General features: G+C 37.2%; 17 protein-coding genes and 2 pseudogenes. 15 read left to right on the top strand and 4 right to left on the bottom strand.

Annotation, left to right across the window (positions count from 1 at the left end; genetic code table 11):
* The 15 genes and pseudogenes from V7Z48_RS10850 to V7Z48_RS10780 form a co-directional block, all read left to right on the top strand.
* A pseudogene (locus tag V7Z48_RS10850) lies at positions 1-444 on the top strand (hypothetical protein); the annotation flags it as partial.
* Between the two features lie 63 nt (positions 445-507).
* Positions 508-1,107, top strand: coding sequence for a hypothetical protein (locus V7Z48_RS10845; RefSeq protein ID WP_334113488.1), 600 nt, complete (start codon positions 508-510; stop codon positions 1,105-1,107).
* A 237-nt stretch (positions 1,108-1,344) separates the two neighbouring features.
* Positions 1,345-2,154 carry a subclass B1 metallo-beta-lactamase gene (gene bla, locus V7Z48_RS10840; RefSeq protein ID WP_334113487.1) on the top strand — a complete coding sequence of 270 codons (810 nt, stop codon included), beginning with the start codon at positions 1,345-1,347 and terminating at the stop codon, positions 2,152-2,154.
* Positions 2,155-2,431: 277 nt separating this feature from the next.
* Positions 2,432-3,358, top strand: a complete 927-nt coding sequence (locus tag V7Z48_RS10835) for an alpha/beta hydrolase family protein (protein WP_334113485.1) — start codon at positions 2,432-2,434, stop codon at positions 3,356-3,358.
* Between the two features lie 161 nt (positions 3,359-3,519).
* Positions 3,520-3,747 carry a CDGSH iron-sulfur domain-containing protein gene (locus V7Z48_RS10830; RefSeq protein ID WP_334113484.1) on the top strand — a complete coding sequence of 76 codons (228 nt, stop codon included), beginning with the start codon at positions 3,520-3,522 and terminating at the stop codon, positions 3,745-3,747.
* A 412-nt stretch (positions 3,748-4,159) separates the two neighbouring features.
* Positions 4,160-5,188 (top strand): SMP-30/gluconolactonase/LRE family protein, encoded by a 1,029-nt coding sequence (locus tag V7Z48_RS10825; protein ID WP_334113483.1) that lies wholly within the window; start codon positions 4,160-4,162, stop codon positions 5,186-5,188.
* Positions 5,189-5,437: 249 nt separating this feature from the next.
* On the top strand, positions 5,438-6,553 hold the full coding sequence (locus V7Z48_RS10820; protein WP_334113481.1) for a DUF2914 domain-containing protein: 1,116 nt from the start codon (positions 5,438-5,440) through the stop codon (positions 6,551-6,553).
* Between the two features lie 713 nt (positions 6,554-7,266).
* The gene (locus tag V7Z48_RS10815; RefSeq protein WP_334113480.1) at positions 7,267-7,881 is read left to right on the top strand and encodes an inorganic diphosphatase; all 615 of its coding nucleotides are present in this window, start codon (positions 7,267-7,269) and stop codon (positions 7,879-7,881) included.
* An 11-nt stretch (positions 7,882-7,892) separates the two neighbouring features.
* Entirely contained in the window at positions 7,893-8,780 is an 888-nt protein-coding gene (locus V7Z48_RS10810) for a hypothetical protein (RefSeq protein ID WP_334113479.1), read from the top strand.
* 171 nt (positions 8,781-8,951) lie between these two features.
* Complete coding sequence (locus V7Z48_RS10805; protein ID WP_334113477.1) at positions 8,952-9,788, top strand: maleylpyruvate isomerase N-terminal domain-containing protein; 837 nt, start codon at positions 8,952-8,954, stop codon at positions 9,786-9,788.
* 228 nt (positions 9,789-10,016) lie between these two features.
* On the top strand, positions 10,017-10,769 hold the full coding sequence (locus tag V7Z48_RS10800) for an acetolactate decarboxylase (protein WP_334113475.1): 753 nt from the start codon (positions 10,017-10,019) through the stop codon (positions 10,767-10,769).
* Between the two features lie 67 nt (positions 10,770-10,836).
* Complete coding sequence (locus V7Z48_RS10795; protein WP_334113473.1) at positions 10,837-11,463, top strand: hypothetical protein; 627 nt, start codon at positions 10,837-10,839, stop codon at positions 11,461-11,463.
* Between the two features lie 463 nt (positions 11,464-11,926).
* Complete coding sequence (locus V7Z48_RS10790; RefSeq protein WP_334113471.1) at positions 11,927-12,475, top strand: LemA family protein; 549 nt, start codon at positions 11,927-11,929, stop codon at positions 12,473-12,475.
* Positions 12,476-12,486: 11 nt separating this feature from the next.
* A complete protein-coding gene (locus V7Z48_RS10785; RefSeq protein WP_334113469.1) occupies positions 12,487-14,175 on the top strand; it encodes a DUF2207 domain-containing protein in 1,689 nt (562 codons plus the stop codon).
* A 234-nt stretch (positions 14,176-14,409) separates the two neighbouring features.
* Complete coding sequence (locus V7Z48_RS10780; protein WP_334113467.1) at positions 14,410-15,138, top strand: FISUMP domain-containing protein; 729 nt, start codon at positions 14,410-14,412, stop codon at positions 15,136-15,138.
* A 56-nt stretch (positions 15,139-15,194) separates the two neighbouring features.
* On the opposite strand, the gene V7Z48_RS10775 is transcribed toward V7Z48_RS10780, so the two are convergent.
* The 4 genes and pseudogenes from V7Z48_RS10775 to V7Z48_RS10760 form a co-directional block, all read right to left on the bottom strand.
* On the bottom strand, positions 15,195-17,477 hold the full coding sequence (locus tag V7Z48_RS10775; RefSeq protein WP_334113466.1) for a transglycosylase domain-containing protein: 2,283 nt from the start codon (positions 17,475-17,477) through the stop codon (positions 15,195-15,197).
* A 77-nt stretch (positions 17,478-17,554) separates the two neighbouring features.
* A complete protein-coding gene (locus tag V7Z48_RS10770; protein WP_334113464.1) occupies positions 17,555-18,502 on the bottom strand; it encodes a M48 family metallopeptidase in 948 nt (315 codons plus the stop codon).
* A 3-nt stretch (positions 18,503-18,505) separates the two neighbouring features.
* Positions 18,506-19,066 carry a LemA family protein gene (locus tag V7Z48_RS10765; RefSeq protein ID WP_334113463.1) on the bottom strand — a complete coding sequence of 187 codons (561 nt, stop codon included), beginning with the start codon at positions 19,064-19,066 and terminating at the stop codon, positions 18,506-18,508.
* Between the two features lie 181 nt (positions 19,067-19,247).
* Positions 19,248-19,723, bottom strand: a pseudogene (locus V7Z48_RS10760) (alpha/beta hydrolase family protein); the annotation flags it as partial.

Genomic DNA, 19,723 nt, shown 5'->3' with positions numbered 1-19,723 from the left:
TATGTGAATAACGAAACAGCACCAATCCTAACTAAAGATGGCGATTTATATTTTTGGACTGAACGCTTAGATGGCATAGGAGAACGCGATATTTACATAGCAAGAGCAGCTGCTGATGGTGGGTTTCAAAAACCCGAACCTTTGCCTTCTCCTATAAATTCTAATGGTCGTGATGATGGCTCGTGGGTCTCTTCTGACGGCAAACTAATGTTAATTACCTATGGCGATAGAGGCGGTTGTGGAGGTAATGATATTTTTTTATCCAAAAAAGTGGATGGCATTTGGACAAAACCAAAAAACTTAGGATGCAAGATTAACTCTATTTATGACGATGGTCCAGGTATGCTGATTCCAGGAACAAATACTTTAGTCTTTGGTTCCTCCCGTCCTTTTGAAGGAGCAAAGGCTGGAACGATTGCACTTTGGTCGGTGGAACTACAATAACAGCATTAACAGACAAGGTGAATAAAGGTGAGATACTGAAAAGAGTTACTAAACATTTAAAAAATGACAGCGTTAATAATATTCATAGCACTGATAATTGGACTGAATTATATTCCGATTTTAACAAAGAAGAATTTTCCCATAGTAGAGAAAATAATTGGACGCGTATTAATTGCAATGACAATTTTGTTGTTAACCTTACTAATTTTTAAGTTAATTGGATACAGACTTAAATCATTTTACACTTTTTCAACAGTTTGTTGGGTTTTTATAATTTCAACAGTCCTATTTTTTACATTATTTAAAAACACGAAACTGAAAATATTAATGGTGTTGCTATTGACACCGTTAATTATTTTAAGCGTTCTATCTCTAATAATGGATAAAGTTACTTACGAAAAGAAAATTAATCAAAATAGTAAGATATTAGTTTCTTCAGGTCTGTTTTTATCGTGTGGTGAAATAATTAATATTACACAGACAAGGTTAGTAATATTTGATAAGCGAGTTGATTATTTTGAAAACCTATGCTTAATTGGAATTGATAAAATTGAGACAATTGAACTTGACGATAAACAGGCTAAATTTTTGATTTATCACAACGGAGAATTTGACTCTGAAAACCCATATGAATACAAGGTCGAAAGCAAAAACGTGTGGTAACAGGGCATAACAAAAACGGTGATATTTGTGAATGAAACGCATGTTTTTGTGTACTTTTAAACAGTTCAGTTTTTTGGGAATCTTACACAATTTCTAATATCATTAAATAGGTAAATCATAAAAAACGACCTTTGTCGTTTCAGGATTAGGAATGGTGTTTTGGGGATGTTATAAATTTATTGATAACTATAACTAGTTGGCAGCAACAAAAAAATCCGAAGGTAGGCAACAAAATTTATGAAAAGACTATTTGTGATATCCCTTCTTCTCACAGGAATAACATTTATTTCCTGCAAGGAATCATCGTCGCAAAAAAAACTTATAAATCGAAGTGCGAAATCCGAAAATACAAAAATACAATTGGATGATAGTTTGATAATCTATCAAAGCGCAAATTTGAAAATTAAAAAGCTATCAAACCACATCTACCAACATATTTCATATTTAAAAACCGACGATTTCGGAAAAGTAGAATGTAATGGAATGTTAGTTGTGAATGAAAATCAAGGAATTGTATTTGATACACCAACTAATAACAATAGTTCATTAGAATTAATAAATTTCATTACTAATGAACTTAAAAATTCAATAACTGCTATTATTCCAACCCATTTCCACGAAGACTGTGTTGGTGGAATACAGGAATTTAAAAAACAGAATATTCCTATATACGCTGCGAATCTAACTGTAGAGTTATTAAAGGAAAACGGCCAAGACTTGCCTGGTTCAACAACAATTTTTGAAAACAGTATCACTTTAAACCTCGGTAATAAAAAGGTGTATGCGAAATACTTTGGAGAAGGTCATACAAAAGACAATGTGATAGGATATTTCCCAGAAAGTGCTGCAATGTTTGGCGGATGTTTAATTAAAACATTCGGAGCTAGTAAGGGTTATTTAGGTGATGCAAACACGGACAAATGGTCTGAGACCGGTCAACAAATCAAATTAAATTATCCGAATACAGAAATAATAATTCCAGGACACGGAAAAGCAGGAGGTATAGAATTATTAGATTATACAATCAAACTATTTGAAGTAAATTAGGCAGCTCCCAGCTTTAAAAAAGCCAGTTTGGCAAGTCTTCTGACTCTACAGCACATTCAACCTTTACTGACCTAGCCCACGATAAAAGAGAAACAAAAAATCCAATTAATTTATACAATGAAATAAGATTACATTTATCTTTAAACTATAAAACACCTAATTATGTGCATTATAAATGCAGCATCATCCCATCGGGACAAATATTAATGAGTAGATTTATTTTAGGACTAGACTTGCGACCAAAACCTTATTAAAAACAATTGAAAACATACTAATAATGACATCCATAATTCAACTTTTTTTACCAATTCTGTTTGTAACTTTGATTAGTTGCAATGAATCAGTTGAACAAAAAAATACGACACCTACTCAAGAAAAAAATGAATTGGTTGATTCAATAAAAACAGAAAATATAACTTTCGAGAGTGAAGGTGTTAAATTGGCCGGTACCATTTATAGCCCTAATAATCCACATTCGGCGGTTGTCATTGTCCATGGTTCTGACCAAGTACCTCGAATGACGAAATTTGCTGAACTATTAGCTAAAAAAAATATGTTGGTATTTACTTATGATAAACGTGGCGTTGGAGAATCTGGTGGGGTTTATGCTGGGCCAGAAGTAGGAACAAATAACATTAGTGTTGAAAATCTAAATCTATTAGCAAAAGATGCAAGTTCTGCTGTTGATTTAATACATGACAAAGTGGGAGATTTACCTATTGGACTAATAGGAGCGAGTCAAGCAGGATGGATAATTCCAATTGTTGCAAATAAAAATCCACTAGTAGAATTTATGGTTTTATTTAGCTGCCCTACAATAACTACTCTTGAACAGTTGAGATTTCAGTTTTACACCAACGAGAGATCGGATTTTTGGGATTATCATACAGAAGAAGATGCACGCGAACACATTAAAAACGATCCTGATAAATATCAATTTGAAGCTACTGACCCAAAAGAGACTCTAAAAGATGTTTCAATTCCTGGTCTTTGGCTTTTTGGAGAAAAAGATATCCAGATTCCTGTAAAAATGTGTATTGAACATCTCAACGCCTTAAAATTAGAAAACAAACCCTTTGAATATGTTCTATTTCCATCGTTAGGACATAATACTATTAAAACCGAACCAATAGATATTTCGGTTAATTGGATAAAGGAAAAGTCTTTAGAAATTAAAAACAATAAGTCAACATTGCCCCGATAGCACGGATTTGTAATCCGTGCCCTCAACACCTACCGCAGCCAGCGCTCTTTTGCAAAGAGTGCCGTCAACAGCCGAAAAGTCCAATTTTTCAATTAAAAATTAATAAATCATCAAAACCCAAAATAAATTTCCCCAACTTTGTCATTCATAAAAACAGCAACATGAGCAAAACAAAACTTACCATTAACAGTAATGGGTCTGTAAAAGTAGAGGGCGATTTTGAAATCGTAGATGCCCAAGGCAATGCCTACGGTTTACAAGGCAGAACCGTGTTAGGAATTTGTCGTTGTGGCCATTCTAATAACAAACCGTTTTGTGATGGCTCACACCGTAATCATTTTGAGCACGATGCCACAGCATTCGATTTGCCACCTATGAAAGCCAAGTAATCAAGCCTTATATATACTAATAGTGCATTGATATTTTAAATATAGTACTGTCAGTTCGAGTGATTCGACGCAGGAGTAGAGAATCGAGAACCCCCGCTAGCGGTATGTTACATCTTTTTGTACCTGTTCCATCTTTACTTTATTACATTTCACAATTTCGTTAACCCGTTCTGCGAAGTTTGAAACTTCGAAGTACAATAATGTTAATTCAAAGACTACACTTTTCAACCATCGGTAATGGTGCTACAACCGGTTTTTTATTGGTACTACATGTCCAATTCTAATCGCTATCCACATCTATGGTATTTTATGTTATAATGAAAGATGAGATGCGTCATCTAAGAAGATAGGGGCTCGGTATTTATTAGCAAATTTTCATTAATTTTAAATCCATCTCTAAATATTTAAATTTATGAATAATCAATTTGTTTTTGTTGCGGTTGTTTCAATGTTGCTGGTCATGTCTTGCAATCAAAAGCCTAAAACCGACATTATTGAAAACGAGGTGACAGATATCATCATGGATATGTTTAAAATTGAAATCCATGATGCATCAGCCCTTACTATTATTGATTCAAATGCAACTTTTGAGATATTGGTGAAAGGGTTCTCCTGGAGTGAGGGTCCGCTGTGGATTGATGAACTGAAAGCGGTCATATTTTCTGATGTGCCAACAAATAAAATTTATAAATGGAGCGAAAAGGACAGTCTTAATGTTTACCTAGAATACGCTGGTCATACTGGTGAAGACAATAAAGATTCTGGTAAAGGTCCTAATGGTTTGATTTTGGATTTAGAGAACAATTTGTTGATATGCCAGCATGGCGACAGGCGTATTGCGAGCTTGGATTCTGATTTAAACAATCCGCAACCACAGTTTATTACGATTGCAGACTCCTACAATGAAAAGAAATTTAATAGTCCTAACGACCTCGCCATAGACCGTGCAGGTAATATCTATTTTACAGATCCACCTTATGGTCAACCCGACAACAAAACGGGAGACATAGGTATCAATGGCGTGTTTAAAATCAGTCCTGAGAAAAAAGTGACAGTACTTGTCGACAGTCTAAGCCGGCCCAATGGCATTGCATTATCCCTCGATGAGCAAACCTTATATATCAATCAATCCGATAGAGCCAACCCTGTTTTATACAGCTATGATATCACCGAGGACGGAACACTTGAAAACGGAAGCGTGTTATTTGACTTTTTAGCACTTTCAAAGACAACAAACGGTTTACCCGACGGATTGAAAGTTCACAAGAGCGGCAATATATTTGCTACAGGACCTGGTGGCGTCCACATCATAAGCAAGGAAGGTAAACACTTAGCGACCATTAAAACAGGAAAATCAACTGCTAATTGTGCATTTAGCACAGATCAAAAGTATCTATATATGACCACCACTGATATGTTGTTAAGGCTTGGGTTGAAATAGATTTGCGCGTTGACATCCGCATATGGCGGACTAGGGGCGAGCGGGTGCAAAAGCATTGCCCTTCTCAAAACTTCGGGATTAAAAGGAGGGTTTTCTAAATTTGATGTATTAAATACAATTTCGGACTTGATAGCCCTAAAAGCATCAATTTTAAAGTCTTATCATGAGGTCAACTATAATGTTGATGGCTTCCTTCTTTTATGAATAATCTCACGGGAAATACGCTACTTTTATCGCTACTTAAATAGTATGAAAAGAGCTTTAGTAAGATATAGAAACAGTGCTTTTGGCAAGTCTGTTATTCGGAATCAAAAGTACGGCCCCATTATTTTTTTTATGGGTGGCTTTATATTTGACACCCTAACTTTAGGGCATATAGATCGCGTTTATGATACGGTGGTACTTTGCTCGCATATGACCTTATTATCGCTAACGCTTTATTTGTTTAATTTATCGGATGATGGCAAGTGGGAAAACACGTTTATCGGGCGTTACTCCGACTATTTTCCGTTGGCCATACAGTTCTTTTTTGGAGCACTTTCAAGTGCTTTTGTCATCTATTTTTTTAGAAGTGTGTCTTTGTCAAAAACGATGGTTTTTTTCATCCTGCTGGTGCTGCTCTTATTCACAAATGAGTTTCTTAAAAAGAAAATCTCCAATAAATACCTCCAGTTTAGTGTTTATTTTTTTATAAGTTTCACATTTTTCACCTTTATGGTTCCTACGCTGATAAAGGAAATGAACACCTTTATTTTTATTATTTCTGGACTTATAAGTTTGGCTTGTACGCTGGCACTCATTTTATTTATTTATACCTCAAGCCCAAGCACAAGAGCAGAGATAAGTCTGACAAAACTAATCAGCACGATCCTTGCTATCTATATAGCAATCAATGGTTTTTACTACTTCAATCTTATTCCACCAGTACCGTTAGCTATGGAAACAGGGATGGTGGCTTATGATGTCCAGAAAAAAAACAACACATACATCGTTACTTATGAGCGGGATGAATGGTATATATTTTGGCGTACACATAACATCAATTTTCACCGTCAGGCTGATGAAAGTGTTTATGTGTTTACTTCTGTTTTTGCACCTACAGATATCAAAAAGTCAATATTTCATCGTTGGCAATGGTACAATCCCGAAACCGGAAGTTGGGAAATAACCGAGGACATTGGCTTTGAAGTTACTGGTGGGCGTGGTCGCGGTTTTCGTGGCTATACCTACAAAAACAACCTTACAGAAGGCAAATGGAAAGTTCATATCATTACAGAAGAGGAACTGTTACTTGGTGTGGTAGATTTTGTGGTTATAAACACTCCTAAATCCTATAAAAGAGGAATGGTAAAGAAATCATTTTAGAAATTGTTTTCTCCAGTTATGGGACTGTAAACAATAGTATGTTTTGGGTCTAATATTCGTAAAAATCTTTTTTTTAAACAAAAAACCAACACCTATTTAAATTTGCTAATGGCAATCGTTAATAATACGACGCTTTTTAAACAGTTGACAGTTAGCTGTTATAGTGGTTTTAGTTATATTTGAGAGTTGATAACGCTTATAGTTGTGCTGTACGAGATTTCAAGATTAAAAATGATGATGATAGAGGTTGGAGCATGTTTTCGATGAGGATTACGCTGATGAGATACCCGGCATTAACCCATCGGAGAATGGGACAAATGCTATTTATTGTGTTGGATTCCCAGACGCTCTTTGCAAGGGGAACTGATTGGGCAGCTACAGGGAAAGTAACACTTGACTTGCCATTGAGTTTTCCCGGCCACAAACAAGTTATAACACTTCCACCAAATGAAGTTGAATGGCCGAAATAAGGCATAAACAATAGCTATACCCAAGCCAAATTTTGTGTTTTTAATGACGGGAATTTGCTAAATTTAATGTCCAGTACTTCGTGGGAAGACCAATGTTAAAACTCCTTGCCCGGATGCAGGTGCAAAAGGTTGTGCGGTTGTTAAAACAGCTGACAGTAATGGTTAATCTAAAAATAACGTATTAGGTACAAAGTCCTAAAAATTTAAAGTTTACTTTGCTGTAGATATTAAAATACACTAACAATGAAAAACTTAAACATCTTAATTTTGATAGTTTTGCTTAATTCTTGCAACCATTCGGGCAGAGTTGAAACTAAAGCGAACTTTCTGCACGATATAGCCACATTTACGCCCGATTCATTGGTAAATGTGGTTATTGAAATACCGGCAGGGACATGTTTAAAAACGGAATATGATAAAAGCAAAAATGAATTCTCTGTTGAAAGGCTGCAAGATGGCACCCTGCGCAGTGTTCAGTTTCTTCCTTACCCAAGCAACTACGGGTTTATACCATCCACAGAAATGAGAATGGATTTAGGAGGAGATGGAGATGCTTTAGATGTCTTGGTATTAGCAGAAGCATTACCAAAAGGGCAAGTTCTTGAAACCATCCCTATTGCATTACTTAAATTGAAAGACAACGATGAATTGGATTACAAAATAATTGCTGTGCCAAAGGAGCCTAAATTACAAATTATAAATTGCACGTCTTACGCCTGCCTGCAACAAAATTATTCGGCTATTATTTCTATTATTGAGCTTTGGTTTACGCATTATAAAGGCAGCAATAAGATAGTAGTAGTTGGCTGGGATACTGAAGAATCGGCCAATCAAGAAATACAAAAATGGACAAGATGAGACTGATGAGTATGAATTTACTTTTAATGGTTGTTTTAGTTGCTTGCAACCAGACTGAACCATCACTCGAAAACCAGAACCAACATCGATTATTTTACGATGAAGAAGTTTTGGCTCAACTTAAAGATGCAAGGATTGATGAGGCTTCGGGGATTGCAGAAAGTTTACGTTACCCCGATCATTTTTGGGTACACAATGACAGTGGCGATGAAGCAAGACTTTTTTTGATAAATAGACAGGGCGAGACCGTTGTCACCTTAATACTTCAAGGGATAACACACCGTGACTGGGAGGATATTGCCACAGGACCGGGTGTTGAGCAGGGCGAATCTTACATTTATGTGGGTGAGATTGGCGATAATGGTGCTCAGCATACCTATAAGAATATTTACCGTTTAAAGGAGCCTGTACTCGCTAATCTAAACGAAGGTCAAAACGTACTTTCGGGAGCTGTAGAAACAATTACATTTAGCTATTTAGATGGTAACCGAGATGCCGAAACGTTAATGGTTGATTCGCAAACGAAGGATATTTACATAGTAAGCAAACGTGAGGAACGAGTTCAAGTTTATTTATTGGAGTACCCGCAAACACTTACTGATACCCTTGTTCTTCCGGTTGTTCAAACGCTGCCTTACACACGAGTCACTGCCGGTGATATTTCAGCCGATGGGTCTGAAATCGTCTTAAAAACGCTTTTATCAGTATATTATTGGAAGCGAAACAATAACGAAACAATCCTTGAGGCATTGGGTCGCCAGGCTGAGCGCCTTCCTTATTTCATGGAACCTCAGGGCGAAGCAATTGCTTGGTTAAAAGATGGGTCGGGCTATATAACTGTGAGTGAAACGTCGAACGCTAACGTTATACCCATTCTTTATTTTTATCGGCGTAAATAAAGCGAAACAATCATACGTTTCATTTTAATTTATATTGTCATTAAATTTTAAACTATGACTCAATCTTAAAAATATCTAACACTTTTTGTAACCCTTGGGTTGTTAGGTGCTTTGACGGTTTTGTTATATTTTAGAAATGATGATGAAAGCGGTTGTGTGATTAAAATAACTATGAAGAAACCAGAACAAATAGATGCGGTAGCCTTATTACCAGAACTCGATAAGATCCTTTTCGAACTACTGGAAGGATTATCCTTAAATGACTGGGATAAACAAACCATCGCACCTAAATGGAAAGTGAAAGATGTTGCTGTCCACCTACTGGATGGAAATTTGAGAACACTTTCAATGTTGCGTGATAAATATTATAGCGAAAAACCTGATGCTATAACATCTTATTCAGATTTAATAGACTTCTTAAACCGGCTAAATGCTGATTGGATCAAAGCGACCAAAAGGCTTAGCCCAAAAGTCATTATTGATTTATTAAAGTCATCAGGAAGAGAATATTGCGATTTCTTAGCAACATTGAATCCTAACGACAAAGCCGAATTTCCAGTGGCTTGGGCAGGTGAGCAAGCATCAAAAAATTGGTTTCACATAGCAAGAGAATACACTGAAAAGTGGCACCATCAACAGCAGATCCGCCATGCCATCGGTGACGAAAAGACCTTATTGGAAGAACGGTGGTACTTGCCTTATCTGGACACTTCAATCAGGGCACTTCCTCACCATTATCGCCATGTTAAAGCCAAGGAGGGTGAGGTGATTAAATTCACTTTTCTAGGAAACACAGAAAAAAGTTGGTTTTTACACTATCAGCATGGTTGGGAGTTGATGAACGCTACACACCAAGCGCCCATAAGTGCAGTGCGCATAAAAGATTCGGATGCTTGGAAAATATTTACAAAAGGAATGAAAAGAGAAGAAGCCATTGCAAATTCCAAAATCATAGGCGACCAAAAACTTGCGGCGCACATCTTCGATATGATTGCTGTAATGGCATAAATGATGTGCAAACACCCAACCTTGCTAACCTTTGCGATGCTTGAGTTTTCAGCATGCTTTTTATATGGTTTTTGAAACTTTTTAGCAACAACCATTCAAAGGCATACCAAAGGCATACCAAAGGCATGGATAATGCATGGTTAATGTATAGCATGGTGATAGATTTTAAATCTGCGCTAGTTTACGCAACAAATTCAAAACTTGCCAAAGCTCGAAAAAATATTAACTTTGAACAAGGACAGAGGCCTTATGACTATAAAACAACGCGCCATCGTACTACTTTGTATGGCTATACTCAGTTGCAACACGAGCAAAAAAGAAACCAGCATAGCAGTCGAAGAAACCTATGCCGATATCAACATGGTCGGCGCTATGAAAAACGTGATGTGGAAAAACGAATTGGGCAGCATTATAGATATTGATACCATCCCAGATAGGGAAGGCCTTTACGGTCTGGGACCTGAAAGTTATTTAACGGGGGAATTACTCATCAATAACGGAATCAGTTATGTGTCTAAAGTAACTTCTGACACAACCATGAGCGTTGAAAAACGATTTGACGTTTCGGCTCCATTCTTTGTATATGCAAAGGTTACAGCATGGAAGACCATAAAACTACCTTCACATATCACGACCATTCAAGACTTAGAAGATTTTATAGAAGCACAGACAAATCATTTTAAAAGACCTTTTGCCTTTAAGGTCACTGGACGCATTAACAGCGCTAGCATTCATATTCAAAACTTACCCGAAGGCACCAAGGTGACATCGCCGGATGAAGCCCATCAAGGCCAAGTTAGTTATAACATCAACAACCAAGACGTTGAAATTGTTGGTTTCTTTTCAACCGAACACAAAGGCATTTTCACCCACCCCGACACGTTTTTACATATGCACTTAATAACCAGCGACGAACGAAGTATGGGACATCTAGACACCTTATTTATAGGCACCATGCAACTTTATTTACCAATCAAATAATTGAGGTTATTAGCTCTTGTATCGCGAGGTAATTGAAGCAACAAACTTTATTTAATAATTTATAATGATGAAAAATATTAAAACGTTAGTATTGTTATTTATCTTGATAGGACTTTTTATACCTCATTTGGCATTGACGCAAACTGACGCAGCCGAAGATTATCTTGTACTGCATGATCGAGATACAATTTATGGAACGGTTAATTATATTAATAGAAAGGGCTTTAATTACTCATTCTATAAAAAACTTAGAATTATAGATGCTAAAGGTAAAACCAAAAAATACAGCCAAAAAAAGGTAAGGTCCTTTAAGGCTGAAAATATTGCTTATGAGGGCTTTTGGTTGAGTCATTCCTCTGAAAAATTGATATTGCTTAATCCAAAATACAACATCACACCTCAAAAGGGCAATCACCATTTTCTGAAGGTTGTAGAAAAAGGTATATTAAGTCATTATCAATTAGAATGGTTTGAGCAAGGTGAGTCTTTATTAATGCAAGCCGATTTGCTCAAACGAGAAAACGATATGTATTTTATGAGAGCCACTCAAGGACTGTTTGGAATTAAAAGAAAAACCTTAACCAGTTATTTTAATGATTGTCCAAAATTACAACAGCAAATTAGCCAAAAACAAATGCAAAATCTTGAAGAGATTGTGAATTATTACAATGAAACCTGTGCAAAACAATTTTAAGAATGCCACCTTGATTATTTAAAACATGTATTCCACTTGTGTCTTGAAATATATTGAAAACACCTAATAATGTTAAACTTAATTCGAATAGCTGATTAAATTAAGACGAATATTAGTTATTACAATTTCATTAATACCTCAACTATTATATTAGGATTGAAAAAAAACACTTAGCAAAGTAAGATAGAGATGCCAATAAAATTGCTAGACTAATTCCGTTTTCGATACATGAGATTGAACTTTTGGGCAGATATTAAGAGAAAACTTATATGATGCGTATGTTAAAAATCACCGGACAAAAAAATGTACGGATTTGCGAATTAGATGGTTCCAATTACGAACAAATGACATATCCAGCTTTACCACTAGCCAAGGGAGGCATAAATCTTAGCTAAAGAAATTGGAGATTGAACACTTAAAAGAAAAATTAATACCTTTAACCTTCCTTTTTAGAATTCAAGTTATGAGCGTTATCATTATTTCCTTAATCATTCTTACAATTGTTTATTTTATTTATATCTATAACACCCTTATAAGGCTTCGAACTATGGTCAACGAAGCTTGGAGCGGCATTGATGTGCAATTGCAAAAGCGTCACGATTTAATTCCCGCTATTGTTAAAGTTGTACAAGGCTATGCCTCGCACGAAAAAAACTTATTTGAAAGCATCACAAAACTGCGGAGTCAAGGTATTGCAGCAGACAATGTAAAGGAGCAAGAAGCAGCCGAAGTAGGACTTTCAAAAGCCTTGGGAAGTTTGTTTGTAGTGGTGGAAAACTACCCGGAATTAAAAGCCAACCAAAATTTCCTAGAGTTACAGCAGGAGCTTTCAATGGTTGAAAACGATCTGCAACGGGCCAGAAGATACTACAATGGCAGCGTGCGGAATTATAACATTCTTATTGAACAATTCCCATCGATGTTTGTTGCCAGAGCAGCAAATCATACCCAAAAAGAGTTTTTTGATATTCAAAATGAAACTGAGCGTGCAATGCCCGTTGTGAATTTATAAAAAATTTGATGATGAAAAACATCTTATCCCTATTGGTTTTATTGTTTTGTTTCAGTCACGGCGTTGCGCAGGAACGCATTCTTTCGTATAACACCCAAATTACAGTAGAAAAATCGGGTGATTTGCTAGTAAGGGAAGATATTACAGTTAATGCAGAAGGCAACCACATAAAACGTGGCATATACCGAACTTTCCCCACAAAGTACAAAGACAAACTCGGCACACGGTTTAATGTAGACTTTGAAGTTGTAGAAGTGCTTAAAAATGGTAATTCAGAACCCTTTTTCACAGAAGCGAAAGGTAACGGAATCATCGTATATATAGGCGATAAAAACACTTTGCTTTCCCCAGGAGAATATGCCTATACCTTGGTGTATAAAACTACCCGACAAATTGGATTTTTTGACGATTATGATGAGCTTTATTTTAATGCCATAGGTGGCGATTGGTTGTTTCCAATAGAAGAGGCTAGTGTCTCCATTAAATTACCGGAAGACGCATATGTGGTACAAATGGATGCTTTTACGGGATTTGCAGGTTCAACAAGCTGCGACTGCGATATCCTTTCAAATGACAACCGCATAGAAATTACTACAACAAGAGCATTACAGCCCAAAGAACAACTCACCTTTGCCGCAGCCTGGCCTAAGGGTTTGGTTTATGAGCCCAGCACAATTGAGAAATGGTGGTATTTTTTTAAAAGTAATTTTCATGTGTTGTTTTCACTATTGGGATTAGGTTTTGTATTTTCAATTTATTATAAAGCCTGGAAAAAAGTGGGTGTAGATCCACCAAAAGGAACAATCATTCCTTTATTTGATCCACCTATTGGGTTTAGTCCCGGCGAAATTGCAATACTTCACGTGTTTCGTTTAACACAGCGCATGGTAACGGCCTCAATTGTAAGCTTAGCGGTTAAAGGACATATTAAAATTAGCTATTTAAAAAAGAAATACAGTCTGGAAAGGATTTCAGAGGATACCAGTGCTTTAACTGAAGACGAAAAAGCCATAGCGGACGCTTTATTTTCTAAAGAACGCAAAATTGATCTCGATAATAAAAATCATACAACCTTTACCAAAGCAAGAACCAATGCTTATAATGCCATCAAGAAAAATTTAAAACCTACTTATTTTAATTTTAATTACAATCATCTTACCAAGGGAATGATTGCATCCGTTGTTTTGGTGGTTTTGGCGTTTATAGTATCGCCGTCGCCTTTAGTTCCCATTCTTTTTATGATTGTCTTGGTTATTTTGGTTGCTGTATTTACTTATCTCATAAAAGCACCCACAGTAAAGGGTAGGGCAGTGATGGACGAAATTGAAGGTTTTAAAATGTACATCAATGTAGCAGAGCAAAAGCAACTGGACGCTTTGCATGAACCCAAAATTACGCCGGAACGGTTTGAAGCTTTATTACCTTATGCTATTGCATTAGGCGTTGAAAACAAATGGGGAAAGAAATTTGAGAATGCGCTTTCAAAATCCTTACAAGAAACACAAAGCTACAGTCCGTCGTGGTACACAGGCGCTGCAGTAGGTATGGCGTTTTCTCCATCAAGTTTTAGCACTGATATGGGTAGAAGTTTTTCTACTGCTATTTCCTCAGCATCGTCACCTCCCGGAAGTTCATCAGGTAGTGGCGGTGGTGGTTCCTCCGGCGGCGGAGGCGGCGGAGGCGGCGGAGGCGGCTGGTAGTATTCGCCTTTATGCCCATACTCTGAATTTGAAATTCCCTTGAATTGCCAAAAATCTTTGATTTGACTAAGAGGAAACAACGCTGTTTATCATGGCGTACAAGTCACTTTTAAACAATATTTTAACAATATTTAAAAGTTTTTGTATATTGCTGTAGGGTAAAGTCCAAGATGTCATACGTTTATCTGATGGTCTTGCCCGAAAATCATTAACCTAATTATAAAAACCATCATCATGAAATCTCCCCATTTTATTTTTGCAGGTCTCTTAGGATGCCTTTGTTTTATAACTCTTGTGTCATGTGGCAGTGACGACGACAATAATACGCCGCCTAATAGTTTTACCGATGCCCGCGATGGCAATGTCTACCAAACGGTGACCATTGGCGAACAAGTTTGGATGGCCGAGAATTTAAAATATTTACCTGGTGTTGTAGGACCAGAAGCCGGGTCGACAGTGACACCTTATTATTATGTCTATAACTACAATGGTCTTATTGTGAGCGAGGCCAAAGCCTTGAATAATTACGACACTTATGGTGTACTCTATAACTGGCCAGCAGCTATGAATGGTGAGATGAGTAGTGAACTTAATCCCAGTGGTGTGCAAGGTATTTGTCCAGATGGCTGGCATTTGCCAAGTCCAGCGGAGTGGACGGAATTGTTGCTCTTTGTAGGCGATGGCGGTGAAGCCGGAGGTAAATTAAAAGAGACCGGCACCAACCATTGGTTGTTACCTAATACTGGCGCCACCAATGAATTCGGATTTACCGCTTTACCTGGCGGCGCACGGGGCATAAATGAAGTTTTTTCTACTCTAGGAGAAGTTGGATGGTGGTGGTCAACAAGAGGTGGTGGAGAAACAAGCGCTAATTTTTATAGGTTATTTCATAATAATGACGCTATAATAGGCTTTTCTCAATCTAAATCGCTTGGTTTATCGGTACGTTGTGTAAAAGATTAATATTATGCGGGGTTATAACAATAAACCACAATTGAGAGTGAACTGAAGCCCACAAATTAATCCTTATCCTTGCTTCTAAAAATTGAAAAAAATCCTTTTCGCTTTTTCTTTTCTTTATAATCTTTAGTTTTATCTGGGTTGGTGAAGAGCCTTTTGAAAAATTTGTCCCTCACTGTTTCCTCACATTGGGTTTGTGCAACAAGATGCGTTGGGACTGTTTCAAATTTTGCACGGGTAACTTCATTGTATTTTGAATTTGAATTCAAACTGCTATAAAACTCAGCAAACATTGGTAACGCTGCGTTGGCTCCTTGTCCCAATGTTGAATTTCTAAAAGGAATATTCAAATCATTACCCACCCAAACCACCGTAGTAAGTTTAGGCGTGACAGCCACAAACCAGGCATCGCGATTGTTCTGGGTGGTTCCGGTTTTACCTGCTATGTCGTTATTCAAATTATAAGTAGACCTAATTCTTGAAGCAGTACCGCCGTTAACCGTTGCTTTCAACATATCTACCATTAAATGTCGTGTGTCGTCAGTAAATGATAGTTCCTTGGCAATGTTAGGTGAGAACTCGGCAATTACTTTCCCGTCTTTGGTTTCAATCCTGCTAATAAAAAAGGGTGTGCTTACATATCCGTTATTGGTGTACGGCGTAAAGGCTTTGGCCAATTCCATTATAGAAAGCTCAGCTGTTCCCAAAGCTAAAGAAGAAACGACAGGAAGATCTGCGTTGACGCCCATTTTTTGCGCTTGTTCAATGACGTTTTCAATTCCAGTTTCCATTTGCACTTTTACAGCAATGGTATTTACAGAATTACTAAGTGCATATTTCATGGAATAATTCAAATAGGGGTCATCATCTTTAGGCTTAGAAGAATTTTTTGGCGTATAATCCCCTGGATAAGTAACTTCTTCCATTGAAAAATGGGAACAAGCTTCAATTCCGTTTTCGAGCGCTGCTGTGTAAACAATGGGTTTAAAAGTTGAACCCACTTGGCGTCGGCTTTGTGACACATGATCAAATTGGTTGGCACCGTAATCAATACCTCCAATCCAAGTTTTAATGGCACCTGTTTGAGAATCTAATGAAAGCATACCAGTATTGAGCAATTTGATATAGTGGGTGAGACTGTCGATCGCACTTGCCTTTACTATTTGAATCGAATCCCAAGCAAACAATTTCATTTCCCTTGTAACACTTAATGAATCATATATAGCTTCTGACTTAAACCCTTGCTCGAGCATTTGTTTGTAAATAGGTAATTTCTTTATTTCATTTTCTACTATACCTTTGTTAATAATCCAAGGCGCCTGATTACCCCAAGATTCTTCAAAGGCTCGCTGCAATTTGCTCATATGAAGTTTCATCGCTGCTTCGGCATAATGCTGCATTTTATAATCGATGGTGGTGTAAATCTTTAATCCGTCGTTGTAAAGGTTGTAAGGTTTTCCATTTTCGTTTTTCAGGGTGTCTAATATTTTTGTTACTTCCCTACGTAATTCTTCCCTAAAATGAGTGGCTATTCCGCGATCGTGATTGTAATATTGATAGTTTAGAAGAAGTGGTGCTTGTTTAGCATCATCAGCGATATTGGGATTGAGGTATTTGTACCTTGCCATTTGGTCAATCACAACATTTCTTCTGCCTAGGCTTCGCTCTGGTTGAACTCTGGGATTGAAATAATTTGAAGCCTTTAAGGTACCCACTAGTGTGGCTGCCTGTTCAATGCTTAATTCGGATGTGGAAGTGTTGAAAAACTTTTGAGAGGCACTTTCAATGCCATAGGTATTGTCGCTAAAGGGAACTGTGTTTAAATATAAGGTGAGTATATCTTCTTTTGAATATATCTTTTCCATACGGCGAGCGATAATAGACTCTCTAAATTTAGTAACCACCATTCCAACTTTATTGACATCTTGTCTTCCATAAAGATTTTTGGCCAACTGTTGCGAAATAGTACTTCCGCCACCGGCTGATTCATCTTGAAGTAAAATAGTTTTGAAAAAAACACGCATCAAACTTTGACCATCAATGCCATCATGGTCATAAAACCGGGAATCTTCAGTAGCGATAAGCGCGTCGATGAGATGATCTGGGAATTTATCGAATGTAATAGATTGCCTGTCGAAACGATAATACTTGCCTAATAACTCACCACTAGTAGCAATGATTTCTGAAGCTTCGCTTTGTCTGATTTCGGAAAGTTGTTTTTTGGTAGGTATTGGCCCCCAAAGTCCCAGCAACACGCTTAAATAGAAAAGAAATAGTGCAGAGATTGATACTGTAAATACATACAATAATCGTTTTACCAGCTTGCGATTGAAAAATTTCAACAGTGAGTCATTTAAATCTATTATAAACGAAGTTTGAAAAAGGCTATTGCCTACAAATTATTATTTAACCTTAAGGTTTAGAACTGCTCTAAAAACTTAATACGTTTTTCAATAGGAGGGTGGGTTGTAAAGAGTCCGCCAATATTACCAAACAAATTGGCAGAGGTATCTTTTGGAGTATTTTCAATAAAGAGTTGCTGCACTTCTTCGCTTTTTGTTTCTACGTGGTGGTTAGGCGCTATTTTTTTCAAGGCCGATGCAAGCGCCCATGGTTTGCGTGTCATTTCAGCGGCGCCACTATCGGCCATATATTCTCTTTTTCTGCTTAATGCAAACTTGAATAACAAGGAGAATAAATAGGCAGCAGCTGAGACTACTAAAATCAAAATCATAAATTTTCCGGAGTCACGGTTGTTGCGCCCACCACCCAAGCCTCCATAAAGAAAACTCCTAAAAGCAATTTGCACTACAAACGCAAATATGCCCACAAAAATAATACTTACCACTAATAACCGAACATCTTTATTGCGAATGTGCATTAATTCGTGAGCGATAACGCCTTCAAGCTCATCGTCGTTAAGGCTTTCAATAATGCCTCGAGTAAGGGTGACGGTATAATCTTTTTCTTTAAGGCCGCTAGCGTAGGCATTGAGTGCCATACTGTCAATAATTTGTACCTTAGGCATGGTCATTCCCACACTCATGCACAGATTTTCAACTAAGTTGTAAACCCGCATATTAGATTTTCGTTCCAATGTTCTAGCGCCTGTTGCCAGAGAAATCATTTTCCCATGCGCAAAATAGGCAATAAGAAACCAAACCAAAACCACGACGGTTACAAAAGGAATGGCACCTACAAAAAGATCAATAGCTATATCGGGATTGGCATTGCCAAACTCATCATAACTCAGAAAATAAACCACAGCAAATACTGCCGCTAAAATTAATAACGGAAAGGCAATAAGCAGAAGTACAGATTTCCGATTGTTTCTGCTGATTTGTTTCTGAATTCCAACGAATTTCACTTATTAAAATTTAATTTCAGGAGCCTTATCTAACTCAACTCTTTGGGTTTCACCTAAGTCGAACATAGGTTCAGTTTTAAAGCCAAACATACCAGCAAAAATGGTATTTGGGAATTTTTGAACTGCAATATTGAGTTCTTTGGTGGCCGAATTAAAGAATCTTCGGACGGCTGCCAATTTATTTTCTATATCTGAAATTTCATTTTGTAACTGCATAAAGTTCTGACTCGCTTTTAAGTCTGGATAAGCTTCCACCTGAATGTTTAAGCCTTTTAAAGCCGTTCCGAGCTCTTGTTCGGCTGCAATTTTTTCGTTAATGCCGGTGGCGTTGATGGCACGTGTTCTGGCATTGGTTACAGATTCGAGCGTTCCTCTCTCGTGTTCCACATAACCCTTAACGGCACCTAGTAATTGAGGTATAAGATCGTGACGTTGCTTTAATTGAACATCAATATCAGCAAAAGCATTTTCGCGGTGGTTTCTTAAGCTAACCAGAGTATTATAAATGGCAACAAGCCAGATTACCAGCACTGCGATAATTCCAATAATAATTAAAAGTGTCATATTAGTGTGTTTTAAGTTAATTTAAAGTGTTAACTCCAAAGATACTATTTAGACGTTGATAAACCCGAATTGTTTCAATATAATTTAACTAATATTTTTTGTCTTCGGCACGGCTGATATTTCCAGAAAAAAGACCCAAAGCGAAACGCTAGGGGTCTTTATAAAATATGTATAAAGTTTATTATTCTACAACTTTATTCTTGACATAAGCCTCTAACCACTGGTCTTGTTCCCAGAGCATATGCATAATGCTTTCTTTAGCGGCATAACCATGACTTTCTTTCGGAAGCATTACCAATCTAACAGGCGCACCCAAACCTTTTAGGGCGTTAAAATAGCGCTCGCTTTGCATGGGATAGGTACCGGAATTGTTATCGGCTTCTCCATGAATCAGTAAAAGCGGTGTTTTCATATTGTGGGCATTCATAAAGGGCGACATAGTGTTATAGACTTCGGGAGCTTCCCAATAGTTGCGTTCTTCACTTTGAAATCCGAACGGTGTCAATGTTCAATTATAGGCCCCACTACGAGCAATACCGGCCGCAAACAAATCAGAATGGCTTAATAAATTGGCAGTCATAAAAGCACCATAACTGTGACCACCAACAGCCACACGGTTACGATCAATATAACCCATAACATCCACCGCATTTATTG

The sequence above is a fragment of the Paucihalobacter sp. genome (genome assembly GCF_036825875.1).
GTDB lineage: Bacteria > Bacteroidota > Bacteroidia > Flavobacteriales > Flavobacteriaceae > Paucihalobacter.
This window is presented reverse-complemented; position numbering and strand designations above follow the sequence as displayed.

Bases quoted from the DNA above. Each gene is read 5' to 3' on its own strand.
- V7Z48_RS10795 (WP_334113473.1), top strand. From the start codon at position 10,837: ATGAAAAATATTAAAACGTTAGTATTGTTATTTATCTTGATAGGACTT.
- V7Z48_RS10805 (WP_334113477.1), top strand. From the start codon at position 8,952: ATGAAGAAACCAGAACAAATAGATGCGGTAGCCTTATTACCAGAACTC.
- V7Z48_RS10835 (WP_334113485.1), top strand. From the start codon at position 2,432: ATGACATCCATAATTCAACTTTTTTTACCAATTCTGTTTGTAACTTTG.
- V7Z48_RS10780 (WP_334113467.1), top strand. From the start codon at position 14,410: ATGAAATCTCCCCATTTTATTTTTGCAGGTCTCTTAGGATGCCTTTGT.
- V7Z48_RS10765 (WP_334113463.1), bottom strand. From the start codon at position 19,066: ATGACACTTTTAATTATTATTGGAATTATCGCAGTGCTGGTAATCTGG.
- V7Z48_RS10785 (WP_334113469.1), top strand. From the start codon at position 12,487: ATGAAAAACATCTTATCCCTATTGGTTTTATTGTTTTGTTTCAGTCAC.
- V7Z48_RS10845 (WP_334113488.1), top strand. From the start codon at position 508: ATGACAGCGTTAATAATATTCATAGCACTGATAATTGGACTGAATTAT.
- V7Z48_RS10815 (WP_334113480.1), top strand. From the start codon at position 7,267: ATGAAAAACTTAAACATCTTAATTTTGATAGTTTTGCTTAATTCTTGC.
- V7Z48_RS10825 (WP_334113483.1), top strand. From the start codon at position 4,160: ATGAATAATCAATTTGTTTTTGTTGCGGTTGTTTCAATGTTGCTGGTC.
- V7Z48_RS10830 (WP_334113484.1), top strand. From the start codon at position 3,520: ATGAGCAAAACAAAACTTACCATTAACAGTAATGGGTCTGTAAAAGTA.
- V7Z48_RS10790 (WP_334113471.1), top strand. From the start codon at position 11,927: ATGAGCGTTATCATTATTTCCTTAATCATTCTTACAATTGTTTATTTT.
- bla (WP_334113487.1), top strand. From the start codon at position 1,345: ATGAAAAGACTATTTGTGATATCCCTTCTTCTCACAGGAATAACATTT.
- V7Z48_RS10820 (WP_334113481.1), top strand. From the start codon at position 5,438: ATGAAAAGAGCTTTAGTAAGATATAGAAACAGTGCTTTTGGCAAGTCT.
- V7Z48_RS10810 (WP_334113479.1), top strand. From the start codon at position 7,893: ATGAATTTACTTTTAATGGTTGTTTTAGTTGCTTGCAACCAGACTGAA.